Below are 23,844 nucleotides of genomic sequence, written 5' to 3'. Positions count from 1 at the left end.
AAACTCGAAAGACTTATGGCACCAATCTATATCAAGTTGAATCAAGTATGGCGCCACTAAAAATCAGCGGGCACTGGTGGTGACGGTCAGGATACCACCCTTGGTTAGATCGTGATGGTTTACCCGCCAATCCGCGAGCGCGGTGCCGTTCCAGTCGGCACCAATCACCAATCCATCGCGCGGGCCGACCCGTCGGATCGTAACCCGGTGCCCGCCGCCCATATCGATCGTAGCGCGCGTAAAAGCCGGGACGGTCACGCTGTACCAGGGCTCGCCCGGAACCAGCGGATACAGGCCGAGCGACGCGAACACATACCACGCCGTCATCGCCCCTGCATCGTCGTCCATGCCATCGGCAAATCCTTGCGGTGCCAGCGCAAAGCTGGGCCCGACAAAGGGCTGAGGCAGCTTACCAGCGTTGGTATAAGGATGCGCCATCGGACGGGTCAAAATCGTCCGCACGAGATCGGCGGTGGCTTGCGGCTCTCCCAATGCACCGAACAGCCAGGGAACCTGAATATCCGGCTCATTGGTCATATTGAACAGTCCGGCATCGAAAAAGTGATGCAATTCCCGCAGGAATTCCGGCTTGCCTACCGTCGCCACCATCCAGTCGAGATCGAAGACGGGCGCCCAGCGATATTGCCACAAGGTACCCTGATAGAGCCCCCGCGCCTTCACCACATCCGCATCCTCCCCCAGCGTCTGGAAGACCGATCGCCACATCGGGCGATAGCCCTCCGCCTGTGTGGAGAAGCGGTGCACGACCCCATCATCGCCCAGATCGCGTCCGAACTGCGCGGTAGCCCAGTCGTCATAAGCCGCCTCGATCCTTTGATCGGGGGTATCGCGCTGCAGTGTGGCGCTGTCGGCCACCATGCCCTTCAACGCCGCGCGAGCGTCGAAACCGGCAATGCCCTTTCGACGCATGTCGAGCAACGCGATCCCGGCATGTTCGGTGCGGACGGACAGGAACGGCTCGTTCATCGTTGCCCATTGCGCCTTGCCGCGAATGTAAAGGTCGGCCAGCGACCGAGCGATGTCCTGGCTCCGCTCCGGCTGCAACAGGGCCAGAAGCGGCAACTGGGTCCGGTAGTTGTCCCAAAGCGACCAGCTCGCGTAGCGCGTCTGGCCGGCGGGGGAACGCGCGATCGACCCGTCATTCTCGCGGTGTCGACGATCGGGATCGTCGATCGCGACCGGCGTCTGGAGCACCCGAAAAAGCGAGGTGTAGAACAACGCCCGCTCCGCCCGCGAACCCTCCGGCGCGACCCTGCCCAAGGCCGTGTTCCAGCCGGCCCGCGTTTCCACCGCGATCGCCTGAAAGCGACGCGTGCCGAGTTCGCGCTCGCGGACCAGCGCCGCACCGTCGTTATCGACGCTCGACAAACCGGTGGCTACCGCGATCACGTCGCCGCGTCGCAGGTTTAACTGCAGCGTCGCCACACCGTCTGCGGCAGCAAGCGCCCGATGGAGTGGACGACCGTTCACCGTGATACGGCTCGAAGAGAAGAGACGGTATCGCCCCTGATCGCACACCGTCCCGGCGACCATCTCGGCCCTCAGGTCATCGCTGTCGGCCGTCCGCCACGCGGTCGAGATGCGCTTGGCATAGCTATGCCTTGCATCGATGCGAAGGACGAACGGGCCCGCCTGCGGAACGGTGAAGTGGAGCAGCCCCGCGCCACGCGTGGCGACGGCTTCGGCCGAAATGCCTCCGTCATAGGTCACGCGATAGGTCCCGGCCGTCGCGCGCTCGCTCCGCTTGTCCATGATCGCCGGTCCGCTGGCTTCGGCCTTGCGCAACGATACCAGCAAGTCCCCGCCGCCACCTCCACAACCGACCCCGACGCCACGCGTATGCGAGAAGCCCAAAAGCCTGTCGGCCGCAAAATCATAGCCCGCGTGATTGGCGGGATCGGTATCGGGACCAAGCTGAACCATTCCGAAAGGCGCAACCGCCGCCGGCGTCAACTGTCCGAAATCGGCAAGCGTACCCACGAAGGGATTGACCAGATCGGCAGGCGTTTCACGTGCCGTGACCGGCATCGCGGACACGGCTAGAGCCACCGCAACCATCCACCTCATCCGACCAGTCCCCTTGCCCGCAACCTCAGAAACGATGGCCGGAGCCTATAGCAGCGAGAGTGAACGACGACAGGACTAGGCGTCGAAAAAACTTGTCTTTTCCCGGCTGGCCCTTGTGCCACAACATGTGCCGAGACGCTGCTGGTCGTTGCAGGTTGCAACTTCCATGTCGGCCCAACGCTTTCACGGCCTATGAGGAGATCGACATTGGATGATGAATTCGCAGAGGCCATCGCAGGCACTTTGGCCGCCCATGGCTTCATCATGGAAAATCTCTATGCCTTGCTCCTTGTCGGGGACAAGGATCCGGTCGGCGCCTGCCGCGCCACGGCGCAGAGCATGATGCGCGATTTCGGCAGCTTACGCGCGACCGGGGTTCAGGCGATGAGCGACGATGAGGTCGGGCGCATCAGACAATATGCGCTCGACCGTCTCGAACGCTTCTGGAACGGCGTGGAATTCCGCCTCGAAAATGCCGACCGGAGCGTGGACTGATCCGCCCGGCAGACATGATCGTCGCCCATAAGGGAACGATCATGTCCGAACCTCACAGGCGTTATGCCCGGCCGATCAGCGCACGCCGCAGCTCACCGGCCCAGGAGGGGCGCTGGCGATACGGATCGAGGAAATGTCGAGGGTCAGCTTCCCCTTGGTCGCGATGACCCACGGCTTCGACACGGTCGCCATATCCACCCCGCCGTCCGCAAAGCAGCGCAACGGCACCGCCAATTGGCGCCATTCCCCTAACGCTCCCTTGAGCGCACCGGTGATCGGGACGGACGCGGGCTTGCCACCCTCCATACCCAGGGTCACCTCACCCGTCGGCGCCACCGTCACCCGATAGTCCAGAAGCAGGCTGAGCTGCCCGTTCGCCTCCCGCGTCACGTCGATCGGCTTGGCCTCTTCGATCACGGCACTCCCCGGACCGCTACCCGTAAAGGTGAAGCGCAGACTGTCCTCCTGCGCGGCGCGGTCGATACGCGTCTGCTGCACCGCCCCGGCCAGGTCGAGCCGAGCACCGGCCACGACGCGACCGCGCATGAACAGGGCGTTCTGGTCGCCTGCGGTCACCGCCGGACGTGCCTCGCTGAGTGCCGGCAGATCGCTACGCTGTGTATAGGTCAGGCCATAGCCGATCGGGAACAGCGGGTCGTAATTCGGATCGCGCTTATTCAGAACATATTGGTCGAGCCGCTTGGGCCAGGAGAAGCTGAGCTTACCGTGGAAGTCGTTACGCGGCTTGCCGTCGCGCCCCGCGATCAGGACATCGGCCACACCGCCGCCTTCCGTCCCCGGCAGGAAAGCCGCGACAAAGGCGTCCGCTGCATTCAATTCCGGGTTCACCCAAAGCGGACGACCCGACAGGAACACCGCGACGACCGGAATGCCGGCGCCCTTCAGCTTTTTGAGCAAGGCGAGGTCGCTTTTGTCCTCCGGGCTGTATTCCAAGGTTGGGCGATCGCCGGTGAACTCGGCATAGGGCGTCTCCCCGAACACGACGATCGCCGCATCCGGCCTGGCGGTATAGCGGCCATCGACCGCCAGGGTCGCCTTGCCGCCGCCTGCTCGTACCGCGTCGTCGATGCCGGACCAGATGGATTGTCCGTTGGGGAAATTCGCGTTCGTCACGCCCGTACCCTGCCAGGTGATCGACCAGCCACCGGCCTGCTGGCCGATATTGTCGGCACCGCGCCCCGCCACCAGGATATTCGCGCCGGCTTTCAGGGGGAGAAGGCCGCCATTGTTCTTCAACAGGACCAGCGACTCCCTCACCGCCTGACGTGCAATCGCGCGATGCTCGGGCGCGCCGATCAGCTTGAACTGGCCGCTGATCGGACGCGACGACGGACGACCGGCGTCGAAGGACCCCGCCAGCATCTTCACCCGCAAGATACGCCGCACCGCATCGTCCAGCCGCGCGGCAGGGATCGTGCCGTCCTTGGCCTCGCGCAGGGTGTTGGCGTAAAGCTGCTTCCAACCGGGCCCGGAATACATGAACATGTCGAGCCCGGCATTGATCGCCGCGGCGCAATCCTCGTTGCTGCAACCCGGCACCTGGCCATGGGCATTCCAGTCGCCGATGGTGAAGCCGTCAAAGCCCAGCCGATCCTTGAGCACGCCGGTCAACAGGCTTTTGTTGCCGGTCATCTTGGTACCGTTCCAACTTGAAAAACTGGGCATTACCGTCAACGCGCCCGCGACAAGACCGCTGCGATAGCCCGCGGCATGGACGTCGCGCAGCACCTCTTCCGAAACGCGCGTATCCCCCTGATCGCGGCCACCCGTTCCGCCATCGCCTAAGAAATGCTTGATCGACGAGATGACATGGCCTGGCTTCATGAAGTCGCCACCGACCCGGCCCTGAATCCCCTCGACCATCTGTCCGGCATAGGCCTCGACGATGGCCGGGTCCTCCGAATAGCTTTCATATGTCCGGCCCCAGCGATCGTCCTGCACCACCGCAACGGTGGGCGCGAAGCTCCAGTCGATGCCGGTCGCGGCCGTCTCTGCCGCCGTCGCCGCGCCGATCCGGCGGATGAGTTCGGGGTCGCGCGCCGCGCCCAAGCCGATATTGTGCGGGAACAGCGTCGCACCGACGATATTGTTCGCGCCGTGAACCGCATCGGTGCCCCAGATTAGCGGCACCTTGGGGCGGCCATCGCTCCGCTTCATCGCGGCATCCCAAAAGGCATCGAACAGCTTCAACCATTCGGGCGCCGGTGCGAATTCGTCATTGTTCGGGGCGGAATTCCCGCCGTTCAAGATCGAACCGAGCTTGTAGGTTTCCAGATCCTTGGGCGTGATCGAGGCAATGTCGACCTGGATCAATTGGCCGACCTTGTCCTCGACACTCATCTGCGACAGGATCTTGTCGACGCGTGCCTCGACCCTGGGATCGCGGTGCCGCTTGAGCGGCAATTGGGGCCACAGCTCGGGATGGGCTACGGCACTGGCGTCGGGTGTGGGCGCCAGATCCTGCTGTGCGATCGCGCCGCTGCTCAGGGCGGTTGCGGCCACGATCATGGCCAGGCTGCGGGTAAACGCCATCGTCACATCTCTCCTGTTCGTTTTCCCAGCCGTGCCGGTTTCATGACGAAACTGTCAACAACACTTATCCGAATTCGCAAGGCCGGACCTGTCCCGTATGATCGCCCATTGGCGAGACGATTTTTCGTTGCGCCGGTTCGCGAGCAAGCTAGCTATCCCATTCAGCGATAGGGCATCTGCCGCCCCGACCAGGAGAAACGATGCTTCGCGCCTTCATTCCCGCCGCCCTGTTGCTGCTCACGGCGTCGCCTTACGTGCTGCCCGCTGAAGCGGGCTCGTCACACGTGATCCGGTCCTTGGGCGCGCGGGCGTCGACCGGGAGGCCGTTGCCTCTCCACGTCGGCGGACGCGTGGTCCATTTAAAGGGCTATGTCCGGCAATGGCCCGGTACCTATTGGGAAGCGGCTTTTCGCGGTCCGGCCGTAGACCTCAGTATCGGAGCAGGGGCCGTCTCGCTTCGGATCAGGGTCGATGGCGACGCGCCCCTTTCGCTCGTCCGTCCCACTCCGGGCGTTTATCGCGTGGCCGCCCATGGGCCCGGCAAGCATCGCATCCGCGTCGATGTGGTAAGCGAGAGCCAAGCCGGTCCGACCGCATTCCATGGCATATTCGCGCCACGGGGTACGACGCCCCTCCCCGCCCCGCAGCCACGAATGCGGCAGATCGAGTTCATCGGGGATTCGCACACGGTCGGTTATGGAAACACTTCGTCGACGCGAATGTGCAGCCAGGATGCCATCTGGCAGACGACCAATACGTTGCTCGGACCGGCTGGCGTCACCGCAGCGCATTATGACGCCGATTATCAGGTCAATGCGATCTCGGGGCGCGGTGTCGTCCGCAACTATGGAGGCTTCGCCGCCCCGACGCTGCCTCAAGCCTATCCCTTTGCCCTGCTAAACTCCCGAACCTTGGCAGCACGGCCGGATTGGCATCCGCAGATCATCGTCATCGCCCTGGGCACCAACGATTTCTCAACACCGCTGAAGACTGGGGAGCGCTGGCCCGATCGCGAGGCGCTCCATCGGGATTTCGAAGGGCGGTACGTCGCGTTCGTGCAGACGCTCCGCCAGAAGAATCCGAACGCCTATTTTATCCTTTGGGCGACCAATCTGGCTGATGGCGAAATTGCGCAAGAAGTCTCCAAGGTCGTCCAGCGACTGAGCGACAGTGGAGAAAAACGGGTCCGTTTCGTTCCCGTGAACGGCCTGTCCTTCCAGGGATGCGACGCGCATCCCGACGCCAAGGACGACCGCGCCATCGCCAAAGCGATCGCTCATGCCATCGATAGCCTCCCCGGCATCTGGACTCGGTGATACGATAGACCAGGGCGGTTCGCAAATGGCCGCGGCCCGCCCTAGCCTGCCATGGCACCCGATTTGTCGAGTTGGCGGCGACCGATCAGCAGTCCCTCCTCCAAACGCACGCACAGCGCCGCGTAATAGTCGGCGAGAAATCCGTCATCGTCGCCATCATTGGCCAGCCCCGCTTTGCGTCGGATCGTTGCCGCCACCGTGTTGCGGGACAGGGCATCACCGTTACGGATCACATCCTCCAGCGCATGCAACTCATATACGCCGTACAGCGCAAGCGCGGCGTCCGAAAACGCACGCCGGGGGCGATCCGCGCTCACGGTCAGGTCTGCGGCAAGGTTCCGCTTGACCGTCTGAACCACCCAAGTGCCGGCCACCATGTCGCCGATCCGCAGCCGCTCTCGATTGAACAAGGGGAATAACAGGAAGATACCCGTCCATGACAATGCGAAGATGGTCAGGAACGCGTCCGCCGTGCCCGTGGCCGTCTGCTGCGCCAGAAAGGATAGCGGCAGGAACACCTCGATCTCGCGCATCGCATTGCGCGCGAGCACTGCGCCTCCGGTCAATCGCGCGCCATCACGAGCGATGACCCGCAAACCCATCAGGCGCTTGCCCGGCGTGGCGCCGCGACCACTCATCTCGAACAGCACGAACCAGCCGTTGCGCAGGCAGAACGCACCGATCAGCCACAATATGGCGGCAAGATCGGCACGGGTCGCCAGACCGAAGGCGAACAAGGCGATCGTCGCCACGATCAGCACGACAAGCATCAGGACGATGTCGATCAGAAATGCGGCGGCCCGCGCCCCTGCGCTCCCGAGTTCCAGTTGCAGATCGACCCCTTCCGGCGTGACGAAACCGCGTCGCAGGGTGAAGGGCGCCTTATTCCGGCGAGCGAAGCGCATGCCGCCTCCCGATGCCGTAATAATAGACCAGCCAAGCCCCCAGTGCGGCCAAGCCGATACCGACCCGCAAACCATCGCTCGTCACCACCTGCCGACCGATCCCTTCCAGGATCGCTGCTACCGCCAGCATCAGCACGACGCCCATGACGGCGATGGCGGATGTCCGGCCCACCACGACCAGCGCGTCCATGCGGGTGCGTCGTCCCGGAAAGGCGATCGCGGTGCCGATCCGCATCCCGGCCGCTCCGGAGATCATGATCGCGAACAACTCCGTGGTGCCGTGGATCGCCAGCCATGCCAGAAAGTTCGGGCCCAGCCCCTTGTCCGCAAACACGGCGATCATCGCGCCCAGCGTCAGCCCGTTATAGAGGATCAGCAGCGCGGTCGGCACGACAAAGGCAAAGCCCAGCGCGAACGCGAAGATCGCGATCTGTGCGTTATGGCCGAACAGGAAGCTGGCGAAAATGCCCAGTCCGCTCTCCTGACTGCCGTACAGGCTCTGGCGCAGCGTCGCGGCCGAGGCGCCGGGATCGCGTCCCCCGGCCAGCGTTTCCGGGATGAACCCATAGAACCAGCTTGGATCGGCGCGAACCAGCGCATAGGCGGCGAGCGCGCCCGCCAAGGTCAGGAAGGCCATCACCAGCGTCTCGCGCCAAAGCGATGCGACTGCTTTCCGCCAACCCTGCGTGAAAAAGCGCGCCAGATCGCGCCATGGCGAGTCCGACACGCCGTAAAGCTGGAAATAGGCGCGCGCGCAAAGCTGTTCGAGATAGGCGATCAACGCGCGGTCGAGAGACGTTTCGCGCGCGACCGACAGCGATGACAGGGTGATACGATACAGCAAGGGCAACGCGAGCAGATCATCCTCGGACAAAACCCGGACGGATCGCTTTTCGATCCGTTGAAGCAGCATATCCAACCGTGTCCAGTCGGCCTCATGCGCCGCGCGAAAGCGGCTGGCATTGACCAGCGGCGGGGCGGCATCGACGAACGCACTCACAACAGGCTCCTGCGTTTGAGATCGACATAGCCTTCGACCAATCGCTCGGCCACCTGATCATGGGGGCTTTCGATGACATGCACCCCCAGGTGCCGAAGGCGCAGCAGCACCAGCCGCCGATCACGCAGCAATGCTCCCGCGGTGACGGCACGCGTCACATCGGCGGGCGTGACCGGCGCCGCATCGACAAAAGCTTCCAATTCGTCGTCATGCAGGACGACGACCAGTACCAGATGCGTGTTGAGCAGGTGGGCCACCGCGCGAACCAGGAAATCGGCGGAGGTCGCGTCGGTGAATTCGGTGAACAGCAAGATCATCGATCGCCGCGTCAGCCGTCCGGCCAGCGTTGTCAGGGCGAAGGTGTAATTGGATTCGTCCGCGCTATAGTCGATCTGCGCCGCCAGATGCTGAAGCTGGGGGAAGGCTTTTGCCCCACCAATAAAGCCGCTGGCGACGCGTGGGCGGGAGTCGAAGGCGTGGAGCGCGACACGGTCGCCAAGCTTGAGGGCCAGCCAACCGGTCAGCAGCGCCGCCGAAATGGCACGGTCGATGCGCGGGATGCCGCCGACGGGTTCGGACATTTGCCTCCCCGCATCGATCACGAACACGATCTGGCTGTTGCGCTCGGTGCGATATTCCTTGGCGTAAAGCTTGCGGTGGCGTGCCGACTGCTTCCAGTCGATCGCGCGTCGGTCCATGCCGGTTCTAAACTCGACCAATGCGTCGAAATCGGTGCCGTCCCCCCGATCGCTCTGAGCGAGTAGCCCCTGGACCGCATGACGCCGAAACACCTGCGCGCCTCGTTCGCGCACCGCCTCAACATCGGGAAGGATCGGCAGCAGACGTTCGTCATCGATCCGCTTTTGCCGCCATACCAGTCCCAGCGGTCCGGCCCAGCGTAGCCATATCGTATCGAACCGTGCCGTGCCCCGCCGCCGGGGTATGATCATGATCGCCGCATTCGCCCTGCCGTCTTCGATCATGAGGCTGACCGGAGTATCGTTGGCAAGGGCTATCAAAGGATCGTTCGACAGGGCCAGTTGGGCCGTCCTTCGCACAGACGGGCCGACGATCGTCACCGCCGCCGTGATCGTCAGTGGAACGCCGACCGATGCCGAACCGGGCAACGCCAGGCGAGCGTCCACGGTCGCACGGCCAAGCCATGCATCCGCCAGGACCAGCACCAGCACCGCGCCGGGCCAGCCCAGCCCCGCAAACCAGGTCGTCGGAAACAGCACGGCAACCAGCAACGTGATCGGAGCCCCGATCACCGCCGCCAGTACCGCCATGCGGGTGGGATAGATCAACGCGGCGCCTCGATCGTCTCGATGATCTGCGCGACGACATCCTCGATCGCGCGCCCGCCAATCTCGGCCGCCGGTGACAGGATCAGCCGATGACGGAGCAGCGCGGGCGCCAGCGTCTTCACATCGTCCGGAATGACGAAATCGCGTCCGTCGAGTGCGGCCCGCGCCCGCGCCGCTCCCGCCAGCATCGCACCGGCACGCGGCGAGGCACCGCTCTCCAGATCCGCCACGCCGCGCGTTCCGCGGATCAGCGCGACGATGTAGTCGATCACCTCATCGACCAGCCGGACATTGGCAACGGTTTCCACCGCCCCGTCGATCGTCGCCGCGTCCGACTTGGCCTCGACTCCCCATTCGACGGGGGACATGGCGGCCTGGCGTGCGCCATGTCCCGCGACGATTCGGCGCTCTTCATCGGACGTAGGATAGGGCACGATCTGCTTGAACAGGAAACGGTCGAGCTGCGCCTCGGGCAGCGGATAGACGCCCTGCTGCTCGATCGGGTTCTGAGTGGCGACCACGGTAAAGCGGCGGCTCAGTGCCAGGCTTTCGCCGTCGATGGTCACGGTGCGCTCCTGCATCGCTTCCAGCAAGGCGGCCTGGGTCTTTGGCGAGGTGCGGTTGATCTCGTCGGCCAACAGCAATTCGGTGAAGATCGGCCCGCGGTTCAGCGTGAATGTCGAGCTTTGGAAGTTGAACAAATTGGCGCCGATGATGTCCCCCGGCATCAGATCCGGCGTGAACTGGATGCGTCCGAACCCCAGTCCCAAGGTCTGCGCGAAACTATGCGCCAGCAGCGTCTTGGCGGTGCCCGGCGGCCCTTCCAGCAGGACATGTCCCCCGGCGAACAATGCGACCAGCAGCAGGTCGATGGTGGCGTCATGGCCGACCACCGCCTTGCCGATCTCGGCACGGATCGCCTGCCCCAGCGCCTGAACCTCTTCCACCGTCACCGTGTCTTCTCCTGTTGCCATTGGTGCAGCGCCTGCGCGCTGGCGAGCATGTCGTCGCGATGCCGGGCCCGCGTCGCCTCTGCGGCGAGGGTCGTGAACGTCGTCGATCCCGGCAGGCGATCGAGATAGCGATCCGCCTCCTCGTCGGTCAGGCGTGCCGGCACCCCGAAGATCGCCCTTGCCCTCTCGCGGACCAGCGCGGCGTATCGCGAACCCAGCCCGCCCTCTCGACCCGCCTTGCGGACGATCATTGCGCTGTTGTCGATCAGCGCCGTCTTGCCGAAGGCGATGGCCCGATCGGCGGGCCGTGCCGATCCGAAGCGGAACAGGGCCTGCCACCCGATGAGCGCCAGCGCGACGACCAGGGCCAGTGTCATCGCCAGGAAGGGCGGCTCGAAGGCGAGTTTCAACGGGGTTCGCCCACGGCCCAGGCCGTTCAACGTCACGTCGAACGCTACCCCCGTTGAGCCGTTGTCCGCGACGAAGTCGAACAGGTCGAGCGCAGCCCGCGCCCGATCGAGCGTCCGAATGCCGTGATTGTTGAGCAGATCGGGATCGGCGAGAATATAGACATTCTGGTCCTTCACCTTCCCCAGCACGATCCCTCCGGCATCGTCGGTCACGAGGGGCGTCAAGGCCGCCGAGGACATGACCTGAAGCGGGCGCGGGGCAGCGACATTCATCGACGCCGGCGCCCAGCGTACCGCGTGGAGCGCCCGCCCCCGGCTCCGACGCCGGGTCACGGTGATGTCGGTTGCCGGTGCCAGGATACTGGCCGGATCGGACCTTGGCAGTAGGCCGCTGGCGTCGACCCAGCCTTTGACCTTGTCATCGGCTTGCGTCGCCCATTTGGGGAGGACGATCAGGGTCGCTCGGCCATGCCGGGCCATCATGAATTTGGTCATGTCCACTTGACCGTGATCGGGCGTGGCGACGACGAGGTCGTCCGTCATCCATCCACCTTCCGCCCGAATGATCCGCGGCTTGTGGCCGGTCGCCTCGGCCAGGTCGAAAATCCCGGCGAAGCCGGTTGCGGCGTTGGACAGGGCGTGGGTTCCGCCATTCTGCCCGGATCGCAAATCCGGGGCATAGGCCCCCAGCAGCATCGACCCGGCAAAGCCCAGAATGCCGATGACCAGCAGCAGTGTCACCGTCAGCGGCGCAAACAAATGCTCGGCCGCCCTCTTACCGCCGAGGGAATGGCGGCTCAAAATCCGCCCGCTCATGCGCGCCACCGTTGCGGCAATACCAGTTCGGCATAGGCAGCCCGCGCGGCGTCCCAGTCCGCCTGTTCGACGGGCCGTCCTCCGAAAAGGCTGCGCTCGACCAGTCCCGCAATGCGCGCGAAGAGCGGCCGGACCGATACGGGCAACAGCGAAGCCGACGCCAATTCGCGGCTGGTCAGCGAAGGTCGTCGCAGTGCGGGGCGGCGACGCCCGATGTCGTCGATGGAATGAAACAGCAGATAATGGATCGCCTCGGCAAATCGCCCGTCTGCGGCGAGCCGGTCTGCCGCACTGAGCCAGGCCCGGGCGGGTTCTTCGCCAGGCGTCCATGGATCGCCTTCCATGTCGGCAATGTCTTCGGGCCCCCGCCGCCGGACCGGCCATCGCCACTCGCCCGACCTGACCCGTTCGACGACCATCCAGATCAGGGCAGCCGCCAAGGCGACGATCACAAGCCAAAGCAGGATACGCGCATAAGGGGCATCGGGCATCAGGTTCGTCAGCCAGCGCAGGAAACGTCCGATCGGCCGGAAAAGGTCGACAAGCCAACGCCCCAGCGACTTCAGCCATCCGGGTGGCTCGGGTGGCGTGGGTGCCGCCGTCAAATGGAACTGGATCGACGGATCGGCACGCAGACGAGCATGCGCGGCGGCGAGTTGATCCGCCACAACCGCCGTGTCCTGTGCTGTGGCTGCGATGATCCCCCTCCACTTACGCTGCAGCGCCCCGTGGCGGACTGTAGCCGGACCGATTGCAGACGCAATCCGCTATTCCTGTCTTACGTGTTGTCGATCAGGCTGGACAGAGTGGCATCGACTTGACACGATCTTCGGCAAGCATGCTGAGGGGGGAAGCAACATGGCAAGCCAGGCGATCACGCAAACGCGTCATGGATTATCGGTCGGCGCGGTATTCGGACGCAGTATCAATGTGATCAAGGCCAATCCCGTGGCTACGCTGGGCGTGACCTTCGTTCTCGTCGCTTTGCCGCAATTCGGAACCCAGGCACTCATTGGGCGGGCATCTTTTGCGCGCGACCTTCAGGATGGGGCTTATCTATTGTTCGGGACCTATGGCTTCGTCGTTGGCCTGCTATGGCTCGTCGCCAGCGGAGCGCTGGTTCATGCAGCGGTCGCGCATGACCAAGGCCGATCCGCGAACCTTGGCGAAGTGCTGACCTTGGGCGCTCGTCGCGCATTGCCCTTGTTCGCGGTCAATACCCTGTTCTTCTTCGGCATATGGCTGGGCGCGCTCTTTCTGCTGGTCCCCGGCATCATCTTGGCCGTGATGTGGTCGGTCAGCCTGCCGGCCGTCGTCGCGGAACGGACGGGGGTATTCGGCGCCTTTGGTCGGAGTCGAAGCCTGACCCAGGGTGCACGCTGGCCGATATTCGGCATCGGCCTGCTGGCATGTGCCATCTATCTGGTTGTTTCGGTGGTGATCGGTGCCGCGACCGTGGCGGATTACGGCAGCTTTGGGGCACTGACCGGCGGAGGCGCGGTACGGGTTGCCACGACGCCCTCGCTGATGGTCGAGCTGCTGCAATCGATCGTGACGACCGTCATGCTGACATGGTTCACGCTGGTCGGCGCCTCGCTGTTCATCGAATTGCGTCATTGGAAAGACGGCCCCGACGTCGATCGGCTCACCGAGATTTTTGCCTGACGGTGCTTTCCATCGGCTGCATCGCCCATTGCGGCTGATGGCAGGCGGTAGCGGCAGCACTGAAAGTCCTCGACTGTTTCAGTGCGGAGTTGCCACCGTGCCGCCATTCATGCAACGTCGCCCCCGTGACGGAAAGAGCGCATATCTTGGTCGATGCGGACGCCTGCCCGGTAAAGGACGAGGTTTATCGTGTCGCTTACCGGCTGGCGGTACCGGTGACGGTGGTCAGCAACGCGCACCTGCGCATTCCGGACCATCCCCTGATCGCGCGCGTGGTCGTCGGCGACGGTTTCGATGCCGCCGATGACTGGATTGCCGACCGCGCGGATGGCAAAACGGTCGTGGTGACGGCCGACATCCTGTTGGCCGATCGATGCCTAAAGGCAGGCGCAGCGGTGATCGCGCCGAACGGCAAGCCGTTCACGACCAGCTCGATCGGCAATGCCGTCGCGGTACGGGCGATCATGAACGACCTGCGGGCTGGAGGTGATCGGATCGGTGGACCACCGCCATTCGCAAAGGAGGATCGATCCCGCTTCCTGTCGGCATTGGATGCCGCTTTGATGAAAATCATTCGAAAACACCAATGACCGCCCCTTGATCTGTTCGGCGGGGGCCGATTACGGCGGGGATCATGAGATCATACCCCCGCGCGCTGGGCCGCCTTGTCCTTTCCATGTCCGTGCCTTTGCTCGCACTTTGCCCGGCCCATGCTACGACACGGTCGGATAACGGGCCGCGTTCCGCAGCCCCCAAGCCGGTCGCGCCGAATGACACGATCATTCCGCTGCCGTTGACGCCGATCGTTCCCGCCGGACAAAGGCTGTGCGCATCGCGGACCCCTTCCGGCCTGGGCTATTCCGTTTTGCGGCCAACGAACGGCCCCAAGCCCGCGGCGGACGACACGGTGCTCGTCAATTATATCGGCTATCTTAGCACGACCGGGGCGGTTTTCGACCAATCCATGCAGTCCCCCATGCCGGTCGGCGGCGTCATCCCCGGATTTTCGGAAGGGTTGCAGCTGATAGGTCGCGGCGGCGTGGTACGCCTCTGTGTTCCCTCTACGCTGGGTTATGGCGCACAGGCCTCTGGCCCCATTCCAGCTAACTCCGACCTGATCTTCCAAATCGAAATGTTGGATTTCAAGACCGCCGCCGAGATTGCCGAAATGCGGCGGGCCGGAATGCCACAATCGACTACACCGCCAACCCAGCCATGAGATCCGCAAAGGGTGTCGGCGCGTTGATCGGCGATCAAATGCCTTTGCCTTTAACTCGTCTAACAGCCCCAAATCGGACCTAATGTAGGTTATTTTCGAGTGACATAGCCGTAATAAACCGTTACCGAAAAGACACTCTGCATCACCATTTTAACCCACCTGTCGATGACGCGGTTGTCATCGCGGCTCCATGCGCGTTTTGGTCAAACATAAACCAAAACCCACAGGGAGTTCTTATGAAGCGGATGGCATTCGCCCATGGCGCGGCCGCATTGGCTATTGCGGTTTCCGGCCTTTCCGGTGCGGCTCAGGCGCAGGAAACGGCGCCTGCAACGACGCAGGGCGACAGCAACCTGCCGGGCCAGGACGCACAGCCTGGCGCGGTAGAGGACAGCAGCAATGCGGGGCAGACCGGCGATGTCGTCGTCACCGGCTCGCGAATTCGCCGCTAGGATTTCTCGACGCCCAGTCCGATCGTCACGCTCGACGCCAAGACGTTCGAAGCCCAAGGCACGACCAACGCCACGGACTTCCTCCGCGCTTACCCTGCGCTGGTGGGCTCGGCCGGATCGTCCAACAACTCGGGTGATCGTGCGGGCATCGGTGAAACCGGCCTGAACACACTCGACTTGCGCAATTTGGGGCGTCAGCGCACCCTGACCCTGGTCGATGGACGTCGGCACGTCTCGGGCATTCCCGGCGAACAGTCGGTCGACATCAACACGATTCCGACCGACCTGATCGAGGGCGTCGACATCCTGACCGGTGGCGCCTCGGCGATCTACGGCGCAGACGGTGTCTCGGGCGTGGTCAATTTCCGTCTGAAGCAGAATTTCCAGGGGCTGACCGTTCGCGGTCAGGCCGGGATTTCCGATCGGGGCGATGCGGGACAGCGTCTGATCGCAGTCACGGCCGGGCGGAATTTCTCGGACGGTCGCGGCAATGTCGCGCTCGCTTATCAATATTCTATGGACGACCGCTTGCAGGCTAAGCAGCGTACCCAGTTCGGTCAGTCTAATTTCCCCGTCTTCGTCCGGAACACCAATGGCACGGTGCCCGCGCGCGTGCCGATCACCGATGCCCGCTATTATGGCAGTTCGCCTGACGGCGCCGTTGACGTGGATGGCGATGGCGTGCCCGATTTCACCGGCACCGGCGCGGTCTATGACAATGGCGTCGCCTATCCCGGCGGCTATTCGGTCGGCGGATCGAGCACGCCGGTCGCGCGCTATCTGAACGATTTGCAGCCGCGGATCGAACGGCATCTCGCCAATTTCCTGGGCCATTACGACATCAGCGACACCGTCACCCTTTTCGGTGAGGCGAAGTATGCGACGACCAAGTCCTTCTCGCTGGCGCAACCGACTTTCGACTATAACATCCTGATTGAGGGCGATAACCCCTACCTCCCCGCCAATATCCGGTCGGCGATTGACCCGTCCATCGGCGGGGTCCTGGTCAGCCGTGACAATTTCGATCTGGGCATGAACGGCAATGGCCAGCGCGGCGAGAACATCAAGCGCGACACCTATCGCACGGTGATCGGCCTGCGCGGCGATCTGGAAGACAAGACGCATTACGAAGTGTCTTATGTCTTCGGGCGTACCGATGTGCGTAGCCAATACACGAACGACATCTATTCGGACCGCTTCTTCGCGGCGCTCGACGCTGTGCGTGATCCTGCCACAGGACAGATCACCTGCCGCGCCAACTTGGATCCGAACTGGACGCCGAACCAGCCCTATTCGAGCGGGCGCACCGTTTTGCCGCGGACGACGTTCCAGCCGGGTCAGTGCCGTCCGATCAACATTCTGGGCGAAGGGCTGTCTGATCCTTCGGGTATTGCCTTCATCCTGGCACCGACCACGGACCGTTCGCGCATCGAGCAGCATGTCGTTTCGGCCTCGGTCAGCGGCGATTTCGAAAAGTTCTTCACCTTGCCCGGCGGCCCGCTGGCCTATGCTTTCGGCGCCGAATACCGCAAGGAGATCAGCAGCTTCACGCCCGATCCCATCGAGCAGCAGGGCCTGACCTTCACCAACGCGCTCAGCGTGACGCGCGGATCGTTCGACGTCAAGGAAGTCTTTGCCGAACTGAACGCGCCGATCGCCAAGAACATGCGCTTCGCGCATGACCTGGAACTGGGCGCAGCCATCCGCGTGTCGGATTACTCGACGATCGGCCGCGCCACGACGTGGAAGGTCGACGGCATGTATGCGCCGATCCGCGACATCACGTTCCGCGGGACCTACTCGGTCGCCATCCGCGCGCCCAATATCAGCGAGCTGTTCGGCGGCCGGTCGCAAACCTTCGCCTTCTTCACCGAGGATCCCTGCATCCCGGCCAATACCGGCAACGGCACACAATATCGCGCCGCAAATTGCCGCACGCTGCTGCAGGGCCTGGGCGCGGACCCGGCGACCTATAATGATAATCGGTCGTTCAACATTTCCGGCACGGCGGGCGGCAACCCGTTGCTTCGCGAGGAAGAGGCGAACACCTGGACGGCAGGGGTCGTTCTGTCGCCGCGCTTCCTGCCAGGTCTGACTCTGTCGGCCGACTGGTATGACATCCGCCTGAAGAACGCGATCAATACGGTCACGCCGATCCAGCTGGCCCAGCTCTGCGTCGACTCCCCGACGCTGAACAACCAGTTCTGCGGCGCGATCACGCGACAAAATGGTCCCGGCAGCGGCGTTGCACAGGCGGGCAATGTCACCGGCTTCAGCGTCGCGCCCCAGAACGTCGCATCGTTCCAGACGGCGGGCCTGGACTTCAACCTGAACTGGCGTCTGCCGACTGCCAATCTGGGTCTGTTCAACCTGCAGGTGAACGGCAACTATCTCGACAAGCTGCTGTTCATTGGCGTGCCGGGCGCCCCTGTGACCGATTATCGCGGAACGATCTTCTCGGTCGCGCCGAAATATCAGGTAACGTCGAACCTTTCCTGGACCAAGGGTGCAGTGACCCTCAACTATGGGCTACAGTGGTTCGACAAGACCCTGCGCTACACCCGCGAAACCTCGGGAAGCAACCCCGACTTCGTGGCGGCGGAGTATTACTACATCAAGCCGCGCTGGCAGCATAACATTTATGCCAGCGTCGATGCGACCGATCGGTTCCAATTCTATGGCGGTGTCAGCAATCTGTTTGATCAGCTGCCCGACTATGGTCAGACCATCCAACCGACGACGGCCGTGGGCCGCTTCATGTTCGTCGGTGCGCGGGTGAAGATGTAACAATGCCTGTCGATCGGGCCCTGTCGTTGGCGATGGGGCCCGATCGATCCATTGATTGCGCCATGAACGCGAAAGGCGTTCGCCCACGAAGCTCAATGCGTATTTGACTGGGGCAACGATCCGTATCCGGCCCTGTAGTCCTCGGGTACCATGACCGCCGCCGACGACGCGCGCATCCCCACGCCCAGTCATAACCCGAGTGTCCGCGGTCGATTCCCGCAGACATTGGCTTATCGACTTGACGCCACCCAAAATTGTCCGGTTTTGAACGGAGTGTCCAAGGCCGTCACGCCGGTCGCTAGTGGTCCGCCGGAAAAACCTTCTCTCATAGCATGTTAGCCTTTTCTCCGGTGGGCGGTGACATTTGTCGCAATGAGACAGAAGTCGCCCCCCTCGCGCATGCCATTGCGCGTCCCGTCAGGAGCCCGCGCATGAACAGCTTCGCCTTCACCGCCTTCTATCGGTCCCTGACACGCCACAAGCTCTTTGCTGCGCTCAACATCGGGGGGCTTGCCGTCGGGATCGCGGTGTTTTTCGTCCTCGCCCTCTATGTCCGCTTCGAGACCAGCTTCGAAAAGTGGCTGCCGCACCATGACGGGATATATCTCGTCCAGACCGACTGGAAACGCGCCGATGGTCCGTTCGCCGGAACCTATCCGTTTACCATGGGAGGGTTGCTCGACGAATTGCGGCAGGACTTTCCCGACCTGGTCGGCACCCGCATCATGGGCGGCGCCAATATGGACGGCAAGGACGGGGGCAGCGTCGTTCGCAATGGCATCGCGACATTCGATGACATAGCGCAAGTCGATGCAAGCTTCTTGCAAGTGTTCGACCTGCCATGGGTCGCAGGCGACAAGGCAAGCGCGCTGGCAGACCCGACAAGCGTGATCATCAGCCAGTCCGCGGCGCGGAAATATTTCGGTGATGCCAATCCCATTGGCGAGACGATGACGCTGGCACTCGACAAGACCGCGCCGCACCGGGTCACGGGCGTGTTCAGGGATTTGCCCAAGACGACCGACTTCCGGTTCACCATTCTGGTTCGGCTGCCCACCAGCGACCTGGGCGATTGGTGGAATCATTGGGGCAGCACTTCCCTCAAGACCTATCTCCGCTTTCCTGACGAAGCCGGTGCCGAGGCATTGGAACGGAAAATGCCCGGCTTCGTCGCCCGGCATGGCGCACGGGACTTGGGAGAAGACGTGGCGACACGCATCGGCCTGCCGCTCCTTGCCTTGACCAAGGTGCATCTCCAACCGGCCGGTCAGGAAAGCGCGAGCCGCAAGCTGACCATCGTCACGCTGGGGTTGGTCGGCGTGCTGACCCTGCTGATCGCGGTCGTCAATTACGTGAACCTCGCAAGTGCTCGGGCCGGGCTTCGGGCCCGCGAAGTCGCCATGCGCAAGGTTCTGGGCGCCGACCGTGCCACGCTGGTCCGCCAGGTCCTGAGCGAAGCGGTGTTGGCCGTGGCGGTGTCGGCGCTGCTTGGGCTGATGCTGGCGGAGGTCGGACTGCCTTTGGTCAATGCGGCCGGCGGCCTGTCCCTGACGATGCCCTATGCTGTCGTCGTGCCGGTGCTGCTGCTGCTTTCGATCGGTATCGGCATTCTCGCTGGCTCTTATCCGGCCGTGTTGTTGTCCCGCTTTCCGGCCGCGGCGGTGCTTGCCTCTGCGCGGGCGCCGGGTGGTGGGCGAGCGGGGGCCAGGGTACGCGAAGCGCTGGTCGTGGCTCAGTTCGCATTGGTGATCGCTTTTCTGATCGGCACGGCCGTCCTCGTCGCGCAGACGCGCCATGTCCGTCAGGCCGATCTGGGGTTTCGGCGCGAAGGGCTGCTGGTGGCCCCATGGCTGGGCTACGTCGATTCGGCAAAGCACCTCGCTTTGATCGACGCTTTCCGGGCGGTGCCGGGCGTATCGATGGTGACGACATCCGATACCGGCGTGGGCGATGTCGGGAATAACAATTCCGACAATCTCCGGCTGTCCGGTCGGCTCGGCCCTGGGCCAGCCGCTCGCAGCATTCGCATCGGGTCGGACTTCTTCCGCCTGTTCGGTGCGAAGGCCATTGCTGGTCGCCTTCTCGACGACGCCCATCGCCTGGACGATAGAAAGAACGCCGAAAAGGGCGTGGCGGTCAACATCGTCATATCGCGCAAGGCGGTTTCGGCTCTCGGCTTCCATTCGCCGGAAGAGGCGATCGGCAAGACCATCGTCCAACCTCGGCCGATGACGATTGTCGGCGTGATCGACGATCTGCGCTTCTTCTCGCCGCGCATACCCGCAACCCCGGTCTACTACACCTACACCCACGGCATCGTAAGTTATCCCGTGGCGACGATGCGCTTCACCGGCGATCCTCGGCGCGTAAGGGACGCGGTGCGCGCCGCATGGGTTAGGATTGCGCCGGAAGCGCCGTTCCACGCGGATACCGGGGAGCAGTTGCTCCAGACTTTTTATGAAGAGGATGACCGGGCGACCCGGCTCTTCGGCATCGGCGCGGGGTTGGCGGTGCTGATCGGTTGCGTCGGTCTTTGGGGCCTCGCCTCCTTCAACACGCAGCGCCGGGTGAAGGAGATCGGCATCAGGAAGACGCTGGGGGCGTCCACGTCAGACATCGTCAAACTGCTCGTCGGACAGTTCCTGCGCCCGGTTCTGATCGCGAATGCCATCGCATGGCCCTTGGCCTTCTTTGCGATGCGCACCTGGCTGGCCGGTTTCGACGACCGTATCGCCCTGTCCCCGCTCTATTTCGTGGGAGCTTCCGTGCTGGCGCTCGTCATCGCAGTGTGCACCGTCCTCGGTCAGGCGTTGCGCGCCAGCCGCGCGACCCCCGCCTGGGCGCTGCGCCATGATTAGACTGTGTAGGGATACGTGCATGGCTATGAGTGACGATTGAAACGGAAAGCGAATGCGGAAGTGAGAGGGTCACAGGGCTGACGCTGATCGCCTACGTCGCTTGGCGCCCGGTGCCGGCCGAGTGATCCCCGGCGGGCGCAGCCGCAAGGCCTTTCCCGATGGCGATTACCATCGAAGCGTCGGGGCGATCCGGCGGTCATCCCCCTTCCCGTTCGCCGGATCAGCGATGGCGAGCGAGATGGCGATGGATCGTGCTGCGATGGATTCCCAATTGCCGCGCCGCCGCCGAGACATTGCCGCTATGCGCCGCCAGCGCGGCTTCTATCGCCTCGGCGCGCTCATCGGCGAGCGGGCGCGCCGTCATCGTCAGCTCCGCCCCGCCACCCCGTGCTTCGCTGTCCCACCCCCCGATCAGCGTCGCTCCATTGGTCAGGCGCAGAGGTCCGCGCCCCGCGTGCCCGCGCACATCCACCAGATCGCTGAGCGGTGTCTCATCGAGCGCTTCCCAGCTTCTACCGACCAGCGACAATCCCCGGCGATTGGCGGCGACCAGGCGATTGTCGCGGAACACCAAAATCCCCTCGCGCGCCGTGCCCAGCATCGCTGCATCGTCGTGCATCCGAAGCACGCGGCAATCCGCAAAGCCGGAGCGGAACAGGCGGTGCTCGATCTGGTCGACCGCCAGCCGGATCAGCCCCAGCGCATGGCCATGGCCGCTGGCGGAAGGCCCCGAAATGTCGAGTGCGCCGACGATCGCGCCGCGCGGATCGAGGATCGGCGTTGCCGCACAGCTGAGCACCGCATGTTCGGCGAAGAAATGCTCCGCGCCGTGCACGGCGATCGGGCGACGCTCGGCTATGGCCGTACCGATCGCGTTGGTGCCGGTGCTCGCTTCGGTCCACGACACGCCGGGACGCAAGGCGACCTGGGCCGCTCGCGAAAGGAAGCCCGTATCGCCGATCGTATCCAGGATCATGCCATCCGCATCGGCCAGGATCACGACGCTACTGGTGTCGCGTGCCTCCCCTGCCAACATCTCGAGTTCCGGGCGGCATAATCGGCGCAGCCGCTCGCGTCGCTGGCGCAGGGCATTGAGTTCGCCCTCGCTCAGCGGTCCGTCATCCTGCCGCCGCCCCTGCCGCAGGCCCATGTCCGTACAGCGCAGCCACGAGCGCAGGACCGGCTGGCGCACGCTCTCCAGGGGCAGAAGCCCCTCGTCGAAATAGGCTCGACGTCCTTGCTCTATCCCGGCGCCGTCCATCGCCGCATCCTCTCCATTGTCGCAAGTTGCGACACCGCCGCGTTTCGCGTCGCGCCGTGCGACACATGCTACGCTTCATGCGCCGAAAGTCCACCGCCATGCCGCCGCTTCGGCGCGGATCGGCTTGCCCCGAACGGCGCGCAGGCAGAGCTTCGGATCATAACAGACCAAGGAGAGGTTGCATGACGATCCAGGAAGCTATCAAGGCGCGCACCGCGCCGTTCAAGCAGCGCTACGCGAATTTCATCGGAGGGCACTGGGTCGATCCGGTCGACGGGCGCTGGTTCGACAACCGATCGCCGATCGACGGTCAGCTCATCTGTCAGATCGCGCGCAGCCAGGCCGCCGACATCGAACTGGCGCTCGACGCCGCACACAAGGCCAAGGACGGATGGGGCCGCACCAGTGTCGCCGAACGCGCATTGATCCTTCACCGCATCGCCGACCGCATGGAAGAAAATCTCGCTCTACTCGCCACTGCGGAGACCTGGGACAATGGCAAGCCGATCCGCGAGACGACCGCCGCCGACCTGCCGCTCGCCATCGATCATTTCCGCTATTTCGCAGGCTGCATCCGCGCGCAGGAGGGCGGGATTTCAGAGATCGACCATGACACCGTCGCCTATCATTTCCACGAGCCGCTGGGCGTGGTGGGGCAGATCATCCCGTGGAACTTCCCACTGCTGATGGCCTGCTGGAAACTCGCGCCGGCCTTGGCGGCGGGCAATTGCGTGGTGCTGAAACCCGCCGAGCAGACCCCCGCCTCGATCATGGTGCTGGCCGAGCTGATCGCCGACCTGCTTCCCGAAGGTGTGCTCAACATCGTCAACGGCTATGGCGTGGAGGCGGGCAAGCCGCTCGCGCAGAACCCGCGCATCGCCAAGATCGCCTTTACCGGCGAGACGACGACTGGGCAGCTCATCATGTCCTATGCGTCGGAAAACCTGATCCCGGTGACGCTGGAACTGGGTGGCAAGAGCCCCAACATCTTCTTTGCGGATGTGGCGGCGGCCGACGATGATTATCTCGACAAGGCGATCGAGGGCTTCGCCATGTTTGCGCTCAACCAGGGCGAGGTCTGCACCTGCCCCAGCCGCGCGCTGGTCCACGAATCCATCTATGACCGCTTCATGGAAAAGGCGGTCGCGCGGGTCGAGGCGATGATTCAGGGCGACCCGCTCGATCCCGCCACCATGGTCGGGGCACAGGCCTCGCAGGAGCAGATGGACAAGATCCTCGGCTATCTCGACATCGGCCGCGACGAGGGCGCCAAGGTGCTGACCGGCGGGGAGCGAAACCGGCCGGCTGGGCTGGAAGGCTATTATGTCAAGCCGACCGTTCTCAGCGGCAACAACAGGATGCGGGTGTTCCAAGAGGAAATTTTCGGCCCCGTCGTGTCGGTCGCGACCTTCAAGGACGATGAAGAGGCGCTGCGCATCGCCAACGACACGCTCTATGGCTTGGGTGCGGGCGTGTGGACCCGCGACGGCACCCGCGCCTATCGCATGGGCCGCGCCATCCAGGCAGGGCGGGTGTGGACCAACTGCTACCACGCCTATCCTGCTCATGCGGCGTTCGGTGGCTATAAGCGCTCCGGCATCGGGCGGGAGACGCATCGCATGATGCTCGACCATTATCAGCAGACCAAGAATTTGCTGGTCAGTTATTCGGCCAAGAAGCTCGGCTTCTTTTGATCCCCGTCAAAGCGGGGACGGTCGATCGTGCCCATCCCCGCTTCATCATCATCCGAGAGGAGAAA

The 23,844-nt window shown here is 63.7% G+C and carries 18 protein-coding genes and 2 pseudogenes; 11 read left to right on the top strand and 9 right to left on the bottom strand.

The window, feature by feature from the left end; genetic code table 11:
* Positions 1 to 63: 63 nt before the first annotated feature.
* Positions 64 to 2,088, bottom strand: coding sequence for a glycoside hydrolase domain-containing protein (locus tag ACWPWT_RS17175; RefSeq protein ID WP_454280699.1), 2,025 nt, complete (start codon positions 2,086 to 2,088; stop codon positions 64 to 66).
* A gap of 207 nt (positions 2,089 to 2,295) precedes the next feature.
* On the opposite strand from ACWPWT_RS17175, the gene ACWPWT_RS17170 reads away from it, so the two are divergent.
* Positions 2,296 to 2,583: a hypothetical protein gene (locus tag ACWPWT_RS17170; protein WP_454280698.1), complete on the top strand. Its 288-nt coding sequence runs from the start codon at positions 2,296 to 2,298 to the stop codon at positions 2,581 to 2,583.
* Between the two features lie 75 nt (positions 2,584 to 2,658).
* Here ACWPWT_RS17170 and ACWPWT_RS17165 read toward each other — a convergent pair whose 3' ends face one another.
* Positions 2,659 to 5,136: a glycoside hydrolase family 3 N-terminal domain-containing protein gene (locus ACWPWT_RS17165; RefSeq protein ID WP_454280998.1), complete on the bottom strand. Its 2,478-nt coding sequence runs from the start codon at positions 5,134 to 5,136 to the stop codon at positions 2,659 to 2,661.
* A 200-nt stretch (positions 5,137 to 5,336) separates the two neighbouring features.
* Between ACWPWT_RS17165 and ACWPWT_RS17160 the strand changes: the two are divergent.
* Both ACWPWT_RS17160 and ACWPWT_RS17155 read left to right on the top strand, forming a co-directional pair.
* Positions 5,337 to 5,768 (top strand): annotated as a pseudogene (locus tag ACWPWT_RS17160) (hypothetical protein); the annotation flags it as partial.
* 21 nt (positions 5,769 to 5,789) lie between these two features.
* Positions 5,790 to 6,452 carry an SGNH/GDSL hydrolase family protein gene (locus ACWPWT_RS17155; RefSeq protein ID WP_454280997.1) on the top strand — a complete coding sequence of 221 codons (663 nt, stop codon included), beginning with the start codon at positions 5,790 to 5,792 and terminating at the stop codon, positions 6,450 to 6,452.
* Between the two features lie 41 nt (positions 6,453 to 6,493).
* Here the strand turns inward: ACWPWT_RS17155 and ACWPWT_RS17150 are convergent, their stop codons facing one another.
* From ACWPWT_RS17150 to ACWPWT_RS17125, 6 genes are read right to left on the bottom strand one after another with little or no spacing between them, the layout of a single operon-like run.
* Complete coding sequence (locus ACWPWT_RS17150) at positions 6,494 to 7,357, bottom strand: RDD family protein (RefSeq protein WP_454280697.1); 864 nt, start codon at positions 7,355 to 7,357, stop codon at positions 6,494 to 6,496.
* The gene (locus tag ACWPWT_RS17145; protein WP_454280696.1) at positions 7,335 to 8,357 is read right to left on the bottom strand and encodes a stage II sporulation protein M; all 1,023 of its coding nucleotides are present in this window, start codon (positions 8,355 to 8,357) and stop codon (positions 7,335 to 7,337) included. The genes ACWPWT_RS17150 and ACWPWT_RS17145 overlap by 23 nt, the downstream gene beginning before the upstream one ends.
* Complete coding sequence (locus ACWPWT_RS17140) at positions 8,354 to 9,664, bottom strand: DUF58 domain-containing protein (RefSeq protein WP_454280695.1); 1,311 nt, start codon at positions 9,662 to 9,664, stop codon at positions 8,354 to 8,356. The genes ACWPWT_RS17145 and ACWPWT_RS17140 overlap by 4 nt, the downstream gene beginning before the upstream one ends.
* The gene (locus ACWPWT_RS17135; RefSeq protein WP_454280996.1) at positions 9,661 to 10,617 is read right to left on the bottom strand and encodes an AAA family ATPase; all 957 of its coding nucleotides are present in this window, start codon (positions 10,615 to 10,617) and stop codon (positions 9,661 to 9,663) included. The genes ACWPWT_RS17140 and ACWPWT_RS17135 overlap by 4 nt, the downstream gene beginning before the upstream one ends.
* Positions 10,614 to 11,828 carry a hypothetical protein gene (locus ACWPWT_RS17130; RefSeq protein WP_454280694.1) on the bottom strand — a complete coding sequence of 405 codons (1,215 nt, stop codon included), beginning with the start codon at positions 11,826 to 11,828 and terminating at the stop codon, positions 10,614 to 10,616. The genes ACWPWT_RS17135 and ACWPWT_RS17130 overlap by 4 nt, the downstream gene beginning before the upstream one ends.
* 11 nt (positions 11,829 to 11,839) lie before the next feature.
* Positions 11,840 to 12,511: a DUF4129 domain-containing protein gene (locus tag ACWPWT_RS17125; RefSeq protein WP_454280693.1), complete on the bottom strand. Its 672-nt coding sequence runs from the start codon at positions 12,509 to 12,511 to the stop codon at positions 11,840 to 11,842.
* A 190-nt stretch (positions 12,512 to 12,701) separates the two neighbouring features.
* Here ACWPWT_RS17125 and ACWPWT_RS17120 point away from each other — a divergent pair, with 190 nt between their 5' ends.
* From ACWPWT_RS17120 to ACWPWT_RS17090, 7 genes and pseudogenes are all read left to right on the top strand, one after another.
* Positions 12,702 to 13,508: a hypothetical protein gene (locus ACWPWT_RS17120; protein ID WP_454280692.1), complete on the top strand. Its 807-nt coding sequence runs from the start codon at positions 12,702 to 12,704 to the stop codon at positions 13,506 to 13,508.
* 143 nt (positions 13,509 to 13,651) lie between these two features.
* Entirely contained in the window at positions 13,652 to 14,098 is a 447-nt protein-coding gene (locus ACWPWT_RS17115; RefSeq protein ID WP_454280995.1) for a YaiI/YqxD family protein, read from the top strand.
* Between the two features lie 86 nt (positions 14,099 to 14,184).
* A complete protein-coding gene (locus tag ACWPWT_RS17110; protein ID WP_454280691.1) occupies positions 14,185 to 14,727 on the top strand; it encodes an FKBP-type peptidyl-prolyl cis-trans isomerase in 543 nt (180 codons plus the stop codon).
* A gap of 236 nt (positions 14,728 to 14,963) precedes the next feature.
* Positions 14,964 to 15,179, top strand: coding sequence for a hypothetical protein (locus ACWPWT_RS17105; RefSeq protein WP_454280690.1), 216 nt, complete (start codon positions 14,964 to 14,966; stop codon positions 15,177 to 15,179).
* 18 nt (positions 15,180 to 15,197) lie between these two features.
* Positions 15,198 to 15,524, top strand: a pseudogene (locus ACWPWT_RS17100) (TonB-dependent receptor plug domain-containing protein); the annotation flags it as partial.
* A gap of 171 nt (positions 15,525 to 15,695) precedes the next feature.
* Complete coding sequence (locus tag ACWPWT_RS17095) at positions 15,696 to 17,966, top strand: TonB-dependent receptor domain-containing protein (RefSeq protein ID WP_454280994.1); 2,271 nt, start codon at positions 15,696 to 15,698, stop codon at positions 17,964 to 17,966.
* A gap of 431 nt (positions 17,967 to 18,397) precedes the next feature.
* Positions 18,398 to 20,824 (top strand): ABC transporter permease, encoded by a 2,427-nt coding sequence (locus ACWPWT_RS17090; RefSeq protein ID WP_454280689.1) that lies wholly within the window; start codon positions 18,398 to 18,400, stop codon positions 20,822 to 20,824.
* Between the two features lie 220 nt (positions 20,825 to 21,044).
* Here the strand turns inward: ACWPWT_RS17090 and ACWPWT_RS17085 are convergent, their stop codons facing one another.
* Positions 21,045 to 22,085 carry a GAF domain-containing protein gene (locus tag ACWPWT_RS17085; RefSeq protein ID WP_454280688.1) on the bottom strand — a complete coding sequence of 347 codons (1,041 nt, stop codon included), beginning with the start codon at positions 22,083 to 22,085 and terminating at the stop codon, positions 21,045 to 21,047.
* Positions 22,086 to 22,267: 182 nt separating this feature from the next.
* Between ACWPWT_RS17085 and adh the strand changes: the two genes are divergently transcribed.
* Positions 22,268 to 23,779 carry an aldehyde dehydrogenase gene (gene adh / locus ACWPWT_RS17080; RefSeq protein ID WP_454280687.1) on the top strand — a complete coding sequence of 504 codons (1,512 nt, stop codon included), beginning with the start codon at positions 22,268 to 22,270 and terminating at the stop codon, positions 23,777 to 23,779.
* Positions 23,780 to 23,844 lie beyond the last annotated feature (65 nt).

It is taken from the genome of Sphingomonas sp. Marseille-Q8236 (assembly GCF_965112005.1).
Note: the sequence above shows the minus strand (reverse complement) of the source record. Positions and strands in the feature narration are given on the sequence as shown.

Excerpts from the sequence above, each read along its gene's own strand:
- ACWPWT_RS17085 (WP_454280688.1), bottom strand. The coding sequence starts at position 22,085 with ATGGACGGCGCCGGGATAGAGCAAGGACGTCGAGCCTATTTCGACGAG.
- ACWPWT_RS17090 (WP_454280689.1), top strand. The coding sequence starts at position 18,398 with ATGAACAGCTTCGCCTTCACCGCCTTCTATCGGTCCCTGACACGCCAC.
- ACWPWT_RS17120 (WP_454280692.1), top strand. The coding sequence starts at position 12,702 with ATGGCAAGCCAGGCGATCACGCAAACGCGTCATGGATTATCGGTCGGC.
- ACWPWT_RS17095 (WP_454280994.1), top strand. The coding sequence starts at position 15,696 with ATGGACGACCGCTTGCAGGCTAAGCAGCGTACCCAGTTCGGTCAGTCT.
- ACWPWT_RS17155 (WP_454280997.1), top strand. The coding sequence starts at position 5,790 with ATGCGGCAGATCGAGTTCATCGGGGATTCGCACACGGTCGGTTATGGA.
- ACWPWT_RS17105 (WP_454280690.1), top strand. The coding sequence starts at position 14,964 with ATGAAGCGGATGGCATTCGCCCATGGCGCGGCCGCATTGGCTATTGCG.
- ACWPWT_RS17175 (WP_454280699.1), bottom strand. The coding sequence starts at position 2,088 with ATGAGGTGGATGGTTGCGGTGGCTCTAGCCGTGTCCGCGATGCCGGTC.
- ACWPWT_RS17110 (WP_454280691.1), top strand. The coding sequence starts at position 14,185 with ATGTCCGTGCCTTTGCTCGCACTTTGCCCGGCCCATGCTACGACACGG.
- ACWPWT_RS17150 (WP_454280697.1), bottom strand. The coding sequence starts at position 7,357 with ATGCGCTTCGCTCGCCGGAATAAGGCGCCCTTCACCCTGCGACGCGGT.
- ACWPWT_RS17165 (WP_454280998.1), bottom strand. The coding sequence starts at position 5,136 with ATGGCGTTTACCCGCAGCCTGGCCATGATCGTGGCCGCAACCGCCCTG.
- adh (WP_454280687.1), top strand. The coding sequence starts at position 22,268 with ATGACGATCCAGGAAGCTATCAAGGCGCGCACCGCGCCGTTCAAGCAG.